The 14,650-nt window shown below is 62.2% G+C and carries 12 protein-coding genes; 6 read left to right on the top strand and 6 right to left on the bottom strand.

Annotation, left to right across the window (positions count from 1 at the left end; translation table 11 throughout):
• Positions 1-190 precede the first annotated feature (190 nt).
• The 3 genes from ABGM93_RS07825 (at position 191) to ABGM93_RS07815 (ending at position 3,613) form a co-directional block, all read left to right on the top strand.
• Positions 191-1,117 (top strand): MBL fold metallo-hydrolase, encoded by a 927-nt coding sequence (locus ABGM93_RS07825; protein WP_321505039.1) that lies wholly within the window; start codon positions 191-193, stop codon positions 1,115-1,117.
• 220 nt (positions 1,118-1,337) lie between these two features.
• The gene (locus ABGM93_RS07820; protein ID WP_321505037.1) at positions 1,338-2,690 is read left to right on the top strand and encodes an adenylate/guanylate cyclase domain-containing protein; all 1,353 of its coding nucleotides are present in this window, start codon (positions 1,338-1,340) and stop codon (positions 2,688-2,690) included.
• Positions 2,691-2,845: 155 nt separating this feature from the next.
• On the top strand, positions 2,846-3,613 hold the full coding sequence (locus ABGM93_RS07815) for an SDR family NAD(P)-dependent oxidoreductase (protein WP_321505035.1): 768 nt from the start codon (positions 2,846-2,848) through the stop codon (positions 3,611-3,613).
• Between the two features lie 86 nt (positions 3,614-3,699).
• Here the strand turns inward: ABGM93_RS07815 and ABGM93_RS07810 are convergent, their stop codons facing one another.
• Positions 3,700-5,880 carry an anthranilate synthase gene (locus ABGM93_RS07810; RefSeq protein WP_321505033.1) on the bottom strand — a complete coding sequence of 727 codons (2,181 nt, stop codon included), beginning with the start codon at positions 5,878-5,880 and terminating at the stop codon, positions 3,700-3,702.
• Positions 5,881-6,289: 409 nt separating this feature from the next.
• Between ABGM93_RS07810 and ABGM93_RS07805 the strand changes: the two genes are divergently transcribed.
• On the top strand, positions 6,290-6,475 hold the full coding sequence (locus ABGM93_RS07805) for a DUF4089 domain-containing protein (RefSeq protein ID WP_321505031.1): 186 nt from the start codon (positions 6,290-6,292) through the stop codon (positions 6,473-6,475).
• A 3-nt stretch (positions 6,476-6,478) separates the two neighbouring features.
• The gene (locus ABGM93_RS07800) at positions 6,479-7,882 is read left to right on the top strand and encodes an AtzE family amidohydrolase (RefSeq protein ID WP_321505029.1); all 1,404 of its coding nucleotides are present in this window, start codon (positions 6,479-6,481) and stop codon (positions 7,880-7,882) included.
• A gap of 42 nt (positions 7,883-7,924) precedes the next feature.
• Here the strand turns inward: ABGM93_RS07800 and ABGM93_RS07795 are convergent, their stop codons facing one another.
• The 5 genes from ABGM93_RS07795 to ABGM93_RS07775 form a co-directional block, all read right to left on the bottom strand.
• A complete protein-coding gene (locus tag ABGM93_RS07795) occupies positions 7,925-8,707 on the bottom strand; it encodes an RDD family protein (RefSeq protein ID WP_321505027.1) in 783 nt (260 codons plus the stop codon).
• 158 nt (positions 8,708-8,865) lie between these two features.
• Complete coding sequence (locus tag ABGM93_RS07790; protein ID WP_321505025.1) at positions 8,866-9,543, bottom strand: class II aldolase/adducin family protein; 678 nt, start codon at positions 9,541-9,543, stop codon at positions 8,866-8,868.
• Between the two features lie 47 nt (positions 9,544-9,590).
• Complete coding sequence (locus ABGM93_RS07785; protein WP_321505023.1) at positions 9,591-10,505, bottom strand: pirin family protein; 915 nt, start codon at positions 10,503-10,505, stop codon at positions 9,591-9,593.
• A gap of 154 nt (positions 10,506-10,659) precedes the next feature.
• Positions 10,660-11,658: a ChaN family lipoprotein gene (locus ABGM93_RS07780; RefSeq protein WP_321505021.1), complete on the bottom strand. Its 999-nt coding sequence runs from the start codon at positions 11,656-11,658 to the stop codon at positions 10,660-10,662.
• 338 nt (positions 11,659-11,996) lie between these two features.
• Positions 11,997-13,499: a CoA-acylating methylmalonate-semialdehyde dehydrogenase gene (locus tag ABGM93_RS07775; RefSeq protein ID WP_321505020.1), complete on the bottom strand. Its 1,503-nt coding sequence runs from the start codon at positions 13,497-13,499 to the stop codon at positions 11,997-11,999.
• A gap of 226 nt (positions 13,500-13,725) precedes the next feature.
• On the opposite strand from ABGM93_RS07775, the gene ABGM93_RS07770 reads away from it, so the two are divergent.
• Entirely contained in the window at positions 13,726-14,604 is an 879-nt protein-coding gene (locus tag ABGM93_RS07770) for a LysR family transcriptional regulator (protein WP_321505018.1), read from the top strand.
• Positions 14,605-14,650 lie beyond the last annotated feature (46 nt).

The raw sequence follows: 14,650 nt of genomic DNA, 5'->3' as shown, positions 1-14,650 counted from the left end.
GAGAAATGGTGCTAGCCTGCCCCTGCCGCACCAACCGTACGGACCATTTGGCGCCGGGGGCGGGGGGGCGAAAAAAAAAGGCGGATCTGCCCGGCTGAAGGCTTGCCACAGGTGGGCGGCCTGACCTTCTTCCCGAAGCCGCAAGCGGCTTCGGTGACAAGCTCAGGTCAGAAACAAATGGTTGCACTGGGTGGCAGCATCAGCTGCGAGCCGGATCCGCAGGGAACGGCAAAGTGTTCAGGTAAGGGGCTGCAAGGGCCCCTTCGAAAGCGAGAGCAGTCAGGAGAAGATCGCATTGGCGCGTGAGTTTTCCTTGCGTTTCTGGGGAGTGCGCGGTTCGACGCCGGCACCGGGGGTGGAGACGCTGCGATACGGAGGTGAGACCACCTCTCTGGAGATACGTGCCGGTGAGCAGATCATTCTGATTGATTGCGGCTCTGGCGCGCGCAATCTCGGCCGCGAACTCGTGAAAGGCGATCAGCACCAAATCGACTTGCTGTTCACGCATACGCATCTCGATCACATCTGTGGCCTGCCGTTCTTCCAGCCCGCCTATGATGCCTCCTATGCTGTGTGCTGCTGGGCCGGACATTTCAAGGATCGCTGTTGCTTGCGGGATGTGGTGTGCCGGATCATGTCGCCGCCGGTTTTCCCGGTCGCCGCCGAAACGCTGAAAGGCGTCTCGTTCGAGGCTTACACGCCGGGTGATGAATGGACCCTGGGCGACGTGAAGGTGGAGACCATTCGGCTCAATCATCCCGGTGGCGCTTGCGGCTATCGCCTGACCTTCGAGGGACGCTCCCTTGCCGTGATCACGGATCACGAGCATGGCGATCCCGAGATCGATGCCGCTGTCGAAGCGTTCGTGAAGGACGTGGACGTGATGATCTACGATGCCACCTACACGGATGAGGAGTTGCCGGACCACATCGGTTGGGGGCATTCCACATGGCAGGAAGCCTTGCGATTGTCGAAACAGGCCAATGTGAGGCGGCCGGTGATATTCCATCACGATCCCGCGCGCACGGATGACCAGCTTGACGTGATCGCTGCGCAGGTGAAGGCCGGAAATCGGGCCGCATCGGTTGCGGTTCAGGGCGAGACGATCAATATCTGATTGCTGAGCTCCGTGGCCGGGCCGGTGGGGCGTTGGCGGGGGCTAAGGTGGGCCGTCGCTGCGGGAGAACGGGCCATCGGGTGATCGGTGGCCACCGCGAGGACCGTGTTGCGTACGTTTCAGGCGTGTCGAGGCAGCGGGGGCGAACTGGATCGCGCCTGCGGGGAACATGCGGGGGGATGAAGTGGCGCGATTGGCGGGACTGTTTCGCAGACAGGCGATGCCTGAGACCATTCCGCCGAGAATGGCCGAGGAAATCAGCAGGCAGGACGCCGCTGCCGAACGGCTGATCGGCTGGGTGCAGCTCGGCGTCGTTCTTTTCTTTGCCCTTCTTTACTCCATTGCTCCGCGTGCTGAAGGAACATCCGGGTTCAACTTCGTACCCTGGGCCCTTGGAGCCTATTTTCTCTTCACGATCTGGCGTCTGTGGCTCTCCTATCGCCGGGAAATGCCGGTCTGGGCGCTCAACCTCTCCATCGTCGCCGACATGCTGTTGCTGGTCGGGATCATCTTTTCCTTCCACATCCAGTACGACCAGCACCCCACCTTCTATCTGAAGGCGCCGACGGTGATGTACATGTTCCTGTTCATCGCGCTGCGCGCTCTGCGGCTTGACCCGCGCTTCGTTCTGACCGCTGGCGGTATTGCGGCCATTGGCTGGATCGCTCTGGTCGCCTATGCGGTGATGGCGGACCCTGACCACATGCTGGTGACACGCAACTATGTTCGCTATCTCACCTCCAATTCCATCCTGATCGGGGCGGAGTTCGACAAGCTCCTCATCATACTTGCCGTCACGCTCGTGCTGGCCTTCGGCCTTGCGCGCGCGCGCCGTATCTTTTTCGGCGCCATACGTGACCACATGGCCGCCAGTGACTTGAGGCGGTTCTTCGAACCCGAGGTCGCCAGCACCATCACCGAAGGCCAAGTGGAAATCGAAGCCGGCCATGGAATGGTGGTGGAGGCCGCCGTGTTGATGGTTGATATCCGGGGCTTCTCACCGGTCGCCGCCAAGTTGCCGCCTGAGACGATCATGCGTGTTCTGGGGTGCTATCAGGCCTGCGCTGCGCCTGTCATCAAGCGGCGCGGCGGGCGTATCGACAAGTATCTGGGGGATGGCATTCTGGCGACCTTTGGCGCTCTGTCCCCTTCGCAGACCTTTGCCGCCGACGCGGTGGCCGCGGCGATGGAGATCATCGCGGTGATCCATGCCGCACAGGCGGATTTTGTGGAGGCGGGATGGCCGGGCAAGATGCGGGTCGGCGTGGCGGTCACATCGGGCACGCTCACCATTGGCGTTGTGGGGGTGGCCGACCGTCTGGAATACACGGTGATCGGTGCGCCGGTGAACCTTGCGGCAAAGCTTGAAAACGCCAACAAGACGTTCGTCACCAGCGCTGTGGCCGCGCTGGAGACCTATGAGCTGGCCGCCCGACAAGGGGCGCAGGTGAAGGCTATAGAATTGCGTCGAGGCGTCGATATCGAGGGGATTGACGATGTCGTCGACGTGGCCTTGCTGGTGAACGAGCAGATCCCGGTGGTGCCGAGCCATGCGTGTGAGCCTTTGTCCTGACGCCTATCCGCTGTTTCGGCTTGCGTTTTTCATCACAGATCGCCCGTGCTTGCATTTGCCGTCGTCTGCGACTTGACCCAGCGTTCACGACCTGCAAGCTGTGGCTGGATTCACAATCCGGCCGGCCGGTCGGATTCACTTCCGGGAGGATATAAATGCAATTGGATGGTTCGCTCGCCGCGGTTGTAACCGGCGGGGCTTCGGGCTTGGGTGCTGCAACGGGCAAGATGCTCGCCGAAGCTGGCGTAAAGGTCACGTTGTTCGATCTGAACGAAGAGGCCGGAGAGCAGAGGGCAGCCGAAATCGGCGCCAAATTCGTCAAGGTCGATGTGTCCAGCGAAGAGAGCGTCGTTGCGGGCTTTGCGGCAGCGCGCGAGGCGCATGGTCAGGAGCGCATTCTGATCAACTGTGCGGGCATCGGCCCGGCCGCCAAGACTGTCTCGCGCGGCGAGCCGCATTCCATGGGCCTTTTCGAAAAGGTGATTTCGATCAATCTGATCGGCAGCTATCGTTGCATCACCCATTCGGCTGCGGGCATGATCAAGCTCGATCCGGTTTCCGCCGACGGCGCGCGCGGCGTGATGGTCTCCACCGCTTCCGTCGCCGCTTTTGACGGTCAGGTCGGGCAGGCCGCCTATTCCGCCTCCAAGGGGGGCATCGCGGCCATGACGCTGCCGGTTGCCCGCGATCTGTCCCAGTACGGCATCCGCGTGATGACGATTGCGCCGGGCATCTTCGAGACCCCGATGTTGCTCGGTCTGCCGCAGGACGTGCAGGACAGCCTCGGCAAGCAGGTGCCGTTCCCCTCGCGTCTCGGCAAGCCGGACGAATACGCTCAGCTGGTGCGCTCGATCTGCGAAAACGACATGCTGAACGGCGAGATCATCCGCCTCGACGGCGCAATCCGCATGGCGCCGCGCTAGGCGTCCGCCATTGCAAACGAAAACGACCGGGCCCCATCGGACCCGGTCGCCTTCAGATCGCTTGCGGGCTCATTCCGCACGGGCCGTCAGGCGACAGCCTTTTCCTTCTTGCGCGCCAGACCTTCCACCACGTTGAAGATGATCCGGTGCCCGGCTTCCTGGTCGAGCGACATGATCGATTCCGGGTGGAACTGAACGGCGGCGATCGGCTCGCGCTGGTGTTCGATGGCCATGATGGTGCCGTCGTCGGACTGCGAGACCACGCGGAAATCCTCGTTCAGCGTTTCGCGCTTGGCGTGAAGCGAGTGGTAGCGCCCGACGGTGACCGGCGATTGCAACCCGTGGAAGAGCACGGAATTCTCCTCAAACGTCACCGCCGACGGCTTGCCGTGCATCGGGATGTCGAGCTGGTCGAGTTCGCCGCCAAAGGCTTCCGCCAGCGCCTGAAGGCCGAGGCAGACGCCGAAGATCGGCAGGCCGCGCGCCCGTGCGCGCCCGATGGTCGCCGCACAGTCGAAGTCGCGCGGGTTGCCCGGACCGGGTGACAGCACGATGAGATCGGGATTGATGTCGTGGAAGACGGCATCGGCCACCGGAGAGCGGTAGGTCACGACCTCGGCCCCCGTCTGGCGGAAGTAGTTGGCGAGCGTGTGGACGAAGCTGTCCTCGTGATCGACCAGAAGGATCTTGATGCCCTCACCGGGAAGCGGTCCCTTCTGGGCGGTCGCTGCCGGATTGAGCGCAAGGCCGGCCTCGCGCACGGCGGCGCGCATGGCCTCCGCCTTCAGTTCCGTCTCCGCCTCTTCATCTTCCGGAACACTGTCGAAGAGCAGCGTCGCGCCGGCACGGATTTGCGCCACGCCATCCTTGATGCGCACGGTACGAAGCGTCAGGCCGGTATTCATGTCGCCGTTGAAAAGAACCGCGCCGATGGCCCCGCCATACCAGGCGCGCGGGCTCTTTTCGTGGTTTTCCACGAATTCCATAGCCCAGCGTTTCGGTGCACCCGTCACCGTCACCGCCCATGTGTGGGAAAGGAACGCATCCAGCGCATCCATGCCCGGACGCAGTGTGCCTTCGATATGATCGACCGTGTGGATCAGGCGGGAGTACATCTCGATCTGGCGCCGTCCGATGACGCGAACCGAGCCCGGCTCGCAGATGCGCGACTTGTCGTTGCGATCCACGTCGGAGCACATGGTCAGCTCCGCCTCGTCCTTCTTGGAGTTCAGAAGCTTGCGGATCTGGGCCTCGTCCTCGATGGCATTCTTGCCGCGCCGGATGGTGCCGGAAATCGGGCAGGTCTCCACCCGACGTCCGCCCGTCACGCGGACATACATCTCCGGCGATGCGCCGACGAGATATTCCGAATGGCCGAGATTGATGAAGAAGGCATAAGGGGAGGGGTTGATTGCCTGAAGGCGGCGGGAAACGGCGGAAGGCGGGTTGGGGCAGGGCTCATAGAAGGTCTGGCCCGGAACGGTTTCGAACAGATCCCCGCGCCGGAAGTAATCCATTGCCGCACGGACCTGATCGGCATATTCACCGGGCTTGTGATCGCCACGGCCCGGATCGCCTTGCGCCGGCTTGTAGTCGACGCTTTCGCCGGAACGCTCGATCCCAACGGTGGACTTGCCGTCCGCCTCGAAGTCGTATTCCAGCACATGCGCCTTGCGGCCGTAATGGTCGACGATGAGCATCTCGTCCGGCAGGTAGAGCACCAGATCGCGCTGGTCGGCCGGCCTTTCGAGCTTCAGATCGATGGGTTCGAACTGGAAGCACAGGTCATAGCCGAAGGCGCCGTAAAGGCCGAGGTGATCGTCGGGGCAGGAAAAGAGCCTGATGAGCGCGCGTACCACGGAAAAAGTGGAGGGCTGACGGGAGCGTTCCTCTTCCGACAGGAAACGGGTCGGCTCCGCGATCAGCACGGCAAAGCCGTCATCCAGCCTCTTCATCTCCGCGATGTCGGGGTGGCCTTCCAGCACACGCCCGATGGCGGGCAGCAAAACCTCGCCGCGCCCGTTGAGAGCGCGAACCGTCACCATGCGGGCGTTTGATTCCACAACAAGCGGCGGATTGACGAGGGCCATGTCCCATCGGGTGTAACGACCGGGATATTCGTAGGAGGAAGAGAAAACCGCGCCACGTTGGCTGTCGAGGCGGTCCATCCACGCGCTCGTGCCCGCCTCATAGTCTGCGTCACGCACACGGCGCGAAACGGTAATGCCGCCCGCCGTCTCGAAGCTCTGATCTGGCTGCAGAGTCATTCCCTTGCTCCTTCATTCCACTGCCGTCAGGCACATTCTTGCTACCTGAACCGCACGACCGGGACACCGCAATCGGAAGCCTGGAAACGACAAGGCCGCCCGAGGGGGAAATCCCTGGGCGGCCTTGTCGTCACCAGCATGCGGACATGCGTCGTCGCGGCCACCCTAGAGGCGCCACCACCAGCCCGTCATGTTGCGTGTGTTGATCATGGGAAGTTGGATAACCGAAACGAGGGGGCGATGCAACGATCTTGCTGTGACTTGGGTGGGCCCGCGAAAAATAACAGTCTGGAAGGGCGTCTCGGGGTCGACCTCAGCAGACGCCGGGATATGATGAAATGACCGGCGGCGATCGCGCACGAGAGGCGTGGCTGTTTGTCCGGCTTGAAACACGCGCATGGGGGGCTCAATGCAGCAGAAACGGGATTTCTCCGAAATGGTCGATGCGCTGGCCGCCGCGGTCGGGATCGCCATGGAAGACACGTGGCGCGCGGGTGTGACTGCGCATTTCGAAGCCATCGCCAAGGCGGCGCAAGAGGTTGAAGCCGTGCCGCTGGAGGAACGCGCCGAACCTGCCTGGCATTACGAGGCCTGACCCATGCATCTTGATCCCCTGACCGGCTCCGCCGCCGATATCATCGATGCCGTGCGCAAGCGCGAGGTTTCCGCAAAGGATATGGCCGAGCTTGCCATTGAGGCTGCCGAGGCCGTCAATCCGCGCATCAACGTCTTCACTGAGATCACCGCCGAGCGCGCCCTGGCCGAAGCGGATGCGCTCGACAGGAAAAGTGCAGCCGGTGAACCGATGCCGCCTTTGGCCGGTCTGCCCTATGCGGCCAAGAACCTCTATGACGTGGACGGTTTGAAGACGCTGGCCGGGTCGCGGATCAATCGCGACAATCCCCCAGCCAAAGCCGACGGCGCGCTGATCGCGCGCATGAAGGCGGCAGGCGCGTTGCTTGTCGGCACGCTCAACATGGACGAATACGCCTACGGCTTCACCGGCACCAACGACCATGACGGCGATGTCCGCAATCCACATGATACGACCCGCATGGCCGGTGGGTCTTCTGCAGGATCTGGGGCCGCGATTGCGGCGGGCGTCGTGCCGGTGGCGCTGGGGTCCGATACCAACGGCTCCATCCGTGTGCCCTCATCCTTTTGCGGCACCTTCGGCCTGAAGGCGACCTATGGACGCTTTTCGCGCGCCGGAGCCTTTCCATTCGTGACAAGTTTCGACCATGTCGGCCCGCTTGCACGAACCGCCCGCGATCTCGCCGCCATCCACGATGCCGTGGCCGGTTACGATCCCGCCGATCCGGTCTCATCCAGACACCCGGTCATGTCCTGTCAGGCAGCGTTGCAGGAAGGAACAGACGGTCTGCGCATTGCTGTTGCCGGAGGCTGGTTCCGTCAGAACGCCACCCGAGAGGCGCTCGAAGCCGTGGAGGCCGCAGCCAAGGCGTTGGAAGTTGACCGCGAGGTGGAGCTTCCGCTCACCCGCGAAGCCCGCCTTGCGGCCTATGTCCTGACAGGGGCGGAGGGGGCGGCCTTCCATCTGGACCGCCTGCGGACCCGCCCCGACGATTTCGAGGTTGAGACGCGCAACCGTCTGGTTGCGGGCGCGCTCATTCCCTCAGCTTGGGCCATGCGCGCCCAGCGTGTGCGGAGGCTCTATCGGGATGAGGTTCTGAAACTCTTCGAGGGCGTTGATGCGATCCTGAGCCCGACAACCCCCTTCTCCGCACCGCCCTTCGGCACCACGACCATCGACATCGACGGTGAAACCTTGCCGTTGGAACCGAATATTGGCATCTACACCCAGCCGTTTTCCTCCATCGGGCTTCCGGCGGTTTCCGTGCCGGTCTGGCTGGAGGGGGCAAAACTCCCCCTCGGCGTCCAGATCGTCGCCGCTCCCTGGCGCGAGGACATCGTGCTCAGGATCGCCGACACGCTGGAACGTGAGGGTATAGCGGAAGCGCGCACGGCACTGCTGGAATAGGCGCTCTCGATCGCGACGATCTGGCTGGATCGCTCTGGCGGGCTAGGCGCTCGTTTTGACGTAAAGCCCCGCCAGGCGATCCCAATAGGTTTGTCCGCGCCAACGAATGAAAGAGCCGAACTGGAACCAGATGAACGCTATGAAGATCAGGATGCCAACCGCAAGCTGACCGAAAAATGCCGAGTGCATTTCACTGGATTCCATTGTTTGGAAAAGTTTGCTTGCAGATGTTTGGAAAATTTTGCTTGCAGACACCGCAAGTTCGTCAGGTGTTGGATTCTCGAAGCCAACTGTCTCGTATGCTGCAAGAGCAAACAGCGGAAAAAACTTGACCATTTCTCTAATCAAACACTGGCGAACGGATGGCGAGCCGCCGGACTCGGTGGTGACCTGTAGCCCGAGATATTTCTTGCCCGGGGTCGTGGCGAATTTTCCGGTAATAATGGCAATTGATAGTGCCAAAATGATATAAAACGGGAGTTGCATTGGGTAGTAACGAGTGTGGTTCCCGAGCTCATCAGAGTAATATGCAAGCGATCTTGAGTAGGTTTTGTTTCCGTCCCTACGAAATGCAATTATGTATGTGATGTTTGATTTGAACAAGAAAGAGCTTCGAGTTTCGCAAACTCTTTGAATATGCTGTTCTCCGGATTTTAGCGGGAGAAGCTGTTCCATTCGCTCGTTCGAGAGAAAATTACTTTGTTCGCAGGAGTTGGTTTTGATGAAGCTGGGTACGATAAACCGTGCCGAGAATGGCGTACTCAAGACGTAAAACACAACGGTGAGTGCGGTTGATACAACAAGGAGATCAATCAGTAGTGCCACGGCGCGGCTCGAAAAACAGCGATCTTGCATGCGGTAACGTCCTGGCGAGTAAGCGGAAATTGTCATAATCGACAGTGAGGCATACCGAAGTTTTCATTGGGAAACAAGCGCGACTACATGGCTGCTCTCCACCGAGGCCGTACGCGCTCTTCGGTCTTCTACCGGGAAGGCTCTCCGATCGCGCCCAGCTCCGTAACCTGCTTGCCATAGGTGCGGAATTTCTCCTGTATCCGCTCCATTTCCTCATCATCCAGAATGATCATCGGGCGACCGGTGACCGCCGCCATCTGGGCGGCGATGAAATACTGGTGGCAAAGCTCTTCCACTTCGCCTGCAAGCCACAGGGCTTTGGCAAGCGTCGGGCCAAAGGCGATCTGGCCGTGATTGGACAAAAGGCAGGCGGAGCGATCCTCAAGCGCCGCGATCATGTTGGTGGAGAGCGCCTGTGTGCCGAAGGTTGCATAGTCTGCACACCGCAACGTCTTTCCACCTGCGACCGCGATCATGTAGTGGAATGGCGGGATTTCCAGCCTGAGGCAGGAAAGCGCCGCCGCGTGGCTTGAATGGACATGAACGATTGCCCCCGCCTCGGGCTTGGAGCGGTAGATATCCATGTGCATGCGCCACTCGGACGATGGCAGCCAGTCGCCGTCAAAACCGCCGTCGAGATCCATGGCGACGATGTGATCGGGTGTCAGCTCGTCATAGGGAATGCCGGACGGGGTGATGAGAAAGCCGTCCCCGATGCGCGCGGAGACATTGCCCGATGTGCCCGTATTGAGCCCGGAGGCGTTCATGGCGCGGCAAGTGGCGATGATGCCTTCACGCCAGCTCATGTTCGACATTTCCATCACCTCTGGATCGGGCTTGCTGCGTGACCGGGTCAGTCGGGCAGGGGAATGAAGTCGTCCTCATCGCCGGGAACAATGTCGAAGCGACCGGCTTTCCACTCCGCCTTGGCCTGGTCGATGCGTTCCTTGGACGAGGAGACGAAATTCCACCACACATAGCGCCGCCCGTCCATCGGCTCGCCGCCCAGCAGCTGGAAGCGGGCATCGGTGAGTGCGGTCACATGAAGGGCGTCAGCCGGGCGCAGGACCAACAGCTGGCCGGGGCCGAACCGGTCGCCGGAGATCTCGATCTCGCCGGAAAGCGTATAGATGGCGCGTTCCTCATGACCGATATCGACCGGTATACGCGCGCCCGCTTCAAGGGCCACATCGGCATAGAAGGTTTCAGAATGGCTCGGCGTGGGGGATCTCTCGCCATAAAGCTCGCCGATAATGAGCCGCACCTCAGCGCCCTTGTCGGCGATCACCGGCAGGTCCGCCTTGCCGTGATGCGTGAAGGTGGGGGCGATCTCCTCCTTTTCCTTCGGCAAGGCGACCCATGTCTGGATGCCGAAGAGATTGAAGGAGCTTTCTCGCACCTCTGGCGCGGTGCGCTCCGAATGCACAATCCCGCGCCCCGCCGTCATCCAGTTCACGTCTCCGGGGCGGATGGCCTGCGCGGAGCCAAGGCTGTCGCGATGGAAGATCTCGCCATCATAGAGGTAGGTGACGGTGGAAAGACCGATATGGGGATGGGGACGGACGTCCAGCCCCTCGCCGGTGATGAACTCCGCCGGTCCCATCTGATCGAAGAAGATGAAGGGGCCGACCATTCGCTTCTTGATGGAAGGAAGCGCGCGGCGCACCTCGAAACCGCCAATATCGCTGACCCGTGGCACGATGATGGTTTCAACCGCATCGCAGGCCGCACCGTCGCCCGGTGCCGGATCTTCAGGTCGCCTCGACATCGGTTCCTCCGCTGACTGCAGCACATGGGGCGAGGGGGCAGGCTGGCGCATGTGTCTGCGTCCGGCCTGACCCGTTTCCGTAAGCCTCAGGATCGGACCAGCGAGGGGAAATGGGAAGCCCTTCTCGGGTGAACGCTCTGTTCGCCCCGGTTCGCTAGTCCTTCTTCGGCTTGAAGCGGGCGCGCAGTTCCTCGCATTTGTCGGCGCGCTTGGCTTTGGGCGTGAACCAGATGTAGTCGTAAAGGCCGGGGGCGGGCATGTAGTCGGAGGGCTTGCTCTCCCCCGCTTCCAGTTCCACCATGGCCACGATTAGCATCGCGGCATCCGGCGCGCGTTGGCGCAGGTACCACGGCGCCGCCATGTCGGCGCGAACATGGCCGCGCCCGGCGATGAGAACGGCCCCGTCCTCGGTGGCGTTTTCGATCATCCCATCCGCGAGCGACGCATCGCGGGCGCGCTGGATCGGAACCATCGCATCGACAGCGGGTTCCGGCAGAAGGCCGCAATGGCCGTCTCGCAGATCCTGCTTCAGCGTTTCAAGGCCAGCTTCGGGAAGCGGTGTCGAGACCCGCCATTTCTTCAAGACATCCGGCCCAAGGGCCTCCAGGCCGTCTGTGCGGAAATCCTTCAGGACCTTGCGCGAAAGGTCGCCTGCCGCCATCGGCATGTGGGCGGCCAGGGCGGCATCCGCGATGGGTTGATACATCGACCATGCGGGCCAGCCGGAGGCATCCCAATCCAGCGCCGTCCCCATACCGGAGCCGTCCTTGGGAGAGGTCGCAAGATAATCCGCCAGGGCTGCGGATTTGTCGGCCGGGATCATCTCATAGACAATGGCGGGCTTGCGCCCGGCTTCGGCCAGGACGGAGACGATCCATGCCTGCCTGAGATGATGATCGGGATTGTCATGCGTCTCTCCGGCCAGAACGAACCGGGCGGAGGCGATATCCCTGGCCAGGACATCCGGCGTGACGAAGTCTCCTTCCTTCACGGACCAGATACGGCCAAGCAACGGATTGTCCCGGTTGAGCGTCGCCTGCCAATCCTGGGTAAGAGGCGGGAGCGCATGAGCGGCGGGGGCAAGAAGGGTGCAAACGGCGACGCTGGCAAAAATGCGCAACGCGGCAGCCAGTGGGCGGGCAGGCAAGGTCATCGGCGAACTCTCAATGTCGGGGCCTTGGACGAGGGAGGCTCCTGGCTGCTTGCTGCTTTTCGGCGGCGTCTGCTTGGGCCATTCCGCAAGTGAGATCGCACGTCATTGCGGCGGGTTCAAGAACCAAGGTCCTTGATAGCGCGCTTGCCTGAGGCAAGCGTGCAGGTTCGCGAGGAGGCCTGAAGTGTGTGAACCACGCCCCTTGAGAGCAATCATGGAGCCGGTGTCGCGTCTGCGGCGCGTTCATTGAGCATCAACGAAGCTGTTGATCGGGCAAAGAAAAAAGGGGGCCTTTCGGCCCCCTTTCTTATTCCAGTCCACCGTAAGGCGGCCGCGGATCACCCCATGGTCGGGATGGAGAACTCCGCGCCTTCCTTCGTTCCCGACGGCCAGCGCGAGGTGACCGTCTTGGTGCGGGTGTAGAACTTGAAGGCGTCCGGGCCGTGCTGGTTCAGGTCGCCAAAACCGGACCGCTTCCAGCCGCCGAAGGTGTGGTAGGCCAGCGGCACCGGGATCGGCACGTTCACACCCACCATGCCGATGTTGATGCGGGCGCAGAAATCGCGCGCCGTATCGCCGTCGCGGGTGAAGATCGCGACGCCGTTGCCATATTCATGGCTCATCGGCAGGTCGATGGCTTCCTCATAGGTCTTGGCGCGCACCACGGACAGGACGGGGCCGAAAATCTCGGTCTTGTAGATGTCCATGTCCTTGGTGACATTGTCGAAGAGACAGCCGCCGATGAAGTTGCCGTTCTCGTAGCCCTGGAGCTTGAAATTGCGGCCATCGACGGCGAGCGTCGCGCCTTCCGCCACGCCGCGGTCAACAAGGCTTTTGACGCGGTTATAGGCTTCCCTGGTCACCAGCGGACCGAAATCCACGTCGTCACCGGCCGTGTAGGGGCCGATCTTCAGGTTTTCCACGCGCGGGATGAGCTTTTCCATCAGCAGGTTGGCCGCAGCCTCGCCCACCGGGACAGCAACGGAGACGGCCATGCAGCGTTCGCCCGCCGCGCCATAGCCCGCGCCCACCAGCGCATCGACGGCCTGATCCATGTCGGCATCCGGCATGATCAACATGTGGTTCTTCGCACCGCCGAAGCACTGTACGCGCTTGCCCGCCGCGCAGCCGCGCGAATACACATACTGCGCGATCGGCGTGGAGCCGACGAAGCCGATGGCCTGGATGATGTCGTCATCGAGAATGGCGTCGACGGCTTCCTTGTCGCCATTGACCACATTCAGAATACCCGCCGGAAGACCGGCTTCCAGCATCAGTTCCGCCAGCATCATCGGCACGGAGGGATCACGCTCGGACGGCTTCAGGATAAAGGCGTTGCCGGCCGCGATCGCCGGGCAGAATTTCCACATCGGGATCATGGCCGGGAAGTTGAAGGGGGTGATGCCCGCCGCAACGCCCACTGGCTGGCGCATGGAATACATGTCGATGCCGGGGCCCGCGCCTTCGGAATACTCGCCCTTCATCATGTGCGGTGCGCCAATGCAGAATTCCGCCACTTCCAGGCCACGGATCACGTCGCCCTTGGCGTCCGGCAGCGTCTTGCCATGCTCGCGCGACAGCGCTTCGGCCAGCTTGTCCATGTCGCGGTGAAGCAGGTCGACGAATTTCATTAGCACACGGGCGCGGCGCTGCGGGTTGGTCGCGGCCCATGCGGGCTGCGCGGCGGCGGCGTTTTCGATGGCCGCACGCATCTCGGCGGGCGAGGCAAGCGCAACCTTTGCCTGAACCTCACCCGTGGCGGGATTGAAGACGTCGGCGGTGCGACCCGACGTTCCGGCGACATGATTGCCGCCGATGAAATGTCCGATTTCCTGGGTCATCGAGAAACCTCCCGGATTGTTGTGTTCGTCGTCATCTGGAACCTCGGCGGAATTGTCACCGCACGCTGACGCACAGTCTGCATCAAGAGCCACGAAACGCAACGCTCGACCGAGCGGAGCTGTTGTGCGTAGATTGAAGTGCAAAATCCGCAAATAGCGATACCGCGGTGCAAAAAGATGTAGATGCCGCGTGGCGCGGTTTTGGCGAATGAAAACGGGGCACGGAATGAACTGGGACGATGTCCGCATCTTTCTGGCGGTGGCACGCGCAGGGCAATTGCTGGCGGCGGGCCGCAGGTTGGGCTTGAACCACGCCACGGTGGCGCGCCGCGTGAGCGCACTGGAAGCGGCGCTTAAGGTCAAGTTGATGGACCGGCGTACCAATGGCTGCCACCTGACGCCCGCGGGCGAACGGTTCCTCACGTCCGCTGAGGCGATGGAGGCGGAAATGCTGGCGGCCACCGCCGCCACGGATGCCGACATGGATCTGTCTGGGACGGTGCGCATCGGCGCGCCCGACGGTTTCGGCGTTGCCTTTCTGGCCCCGCGTCTGGGCGAACTGACGGCTCGGCATCCCGGCCTTACGGTGCAACTGGTACCGGGTCCACGTTCCATTTCGCTGTCGCGGCGAGAGGCCGATATCGCGGTGGCGGTGGAGCGCCCCGAGCACGGACGCCTCGTTGCCCGCAAACTGGTGGACTACACGCTCGGTCTTTTCGCCCACGCGCGCTATCTGGAAAGCCACGGCACCCCTGCTGGTCCTGCGGATCTGAAAGAGCACCAGCTCGTGGGGTATGTGGAGGATCTCGTCTTCTCGCCCGCTCTTGCCTACGCAAGCGAGGTTGCCAAGGATTGGCAGGCCCGGTTCGAGATCGCTTCAACCTTGGGCCAGACCGAGGCGGTGCGGGCGGGGGCGGGCATCGGCATCCTGCACAGCTTCATCGCACGGCGCGATCCCGCGCTTATGCCGGTTCTGCCTGATAAGACCATCAACCGCGCCTATTGGCTCGTCTATCACGAGACGCTGCGCGACCAGCGCCGCATTCGCGTCGTCGCGGATTTCATTACGGATCTGGTGGATCGGGAGAAGGGGATCTTTGCCTGACCGACGGGATTGCGAACCGGGCGGAACCACCGCCCGGATCCTCTCG

Source organism: Breoghania sp. (assembly GCF_963674635.1).
In the GTDB taxonomy this organism is placed as follows: Bacteria; Pseudomonadota; Alphaproteobacteria; order Rhizobiales; family Stappiaceae; genus Breoghania.
Note: the sequence above shows the minus strand (reverse complement) of the source record. Positions and strands in the feature narration are given on the sequence as shown.

Excerpts from the sequence above, each read along its gene's own strand:
- ABGM93_RS07820 (WP_321505037.1), top strand. The coding sequence starts at position 1,338 with ATGCCTGAGACCATTCCGCCGAGAATGGCCGAGGAAATCAGCAGGCAG.
- ABGM93_RS07815 (WP_321505035.1), top strand. The coding sequence starts at position 2,846 with ATGCAATTGGATGGTTCGCTCGCCGCGGTTGTAACCGGCGGGGCTTCG.
- ABGM93_RS07810 (WP_321505033.1), bottom strand. The coding sequence starts at position 5,880 with ATGACTCTGCAGCCAGATCAGAGCTTCGAGACGGCGGGCGGCATTACC.
- ABGM93_RS07805 (WP_321505031.1), top strand. The coding sequence starts at position 6,290 with ATGCAGCAGAAACGGGATTTCTCCGAAATGGTCGATGCGCTGGCCGCC.
- ABGM93_RS07800 (WP_321505029.1), top strand. The coding sequence starts at position 6,479 with ATGCATCTTGATCCCCTGACCGGCTCCGCCGCCGATATCATCGATGCC.
- ABGM93_RS07790 (WP_321505025.1), bottom strand. The coding sequence starts at position 9,543 with ATGAGCTGGCGTGAAGGCATCATCGCCACTTGCCGCGCCATGAACGCC.
- ABGM93_RS07785 (WP_321505023.1), bottom strand. The coding sequence starts at position 10,505 with ATGTCGAGGCGACCTGAAGATCCGGCACCGGGCGACGGTGCGGCCTGC.
- ABGM93_RS07780 (WP_321505021.1), bottom strand. The coding sequence starts at position 11,658 with ATGACCTTGCCTGCCCGCCCACTGGCTGCCGCGTTGCGCATTTTTGCC.
- ABGM93_RS07775 (WP_321505020.1), bottom strand. The coding sequence starts at position 13,499 with ATGACCCAGGAAATCGGACATTTCATCGGCGGCAATCATGTCGCCGGA.
- ABGM93_RS07770 (WP_321505018.1), top strand. The coding sequence starts at position 13,726 with ATGAACTGGGACGATGTCCGCATCTTTCTGGCGGTGGCACGCGCAGGG.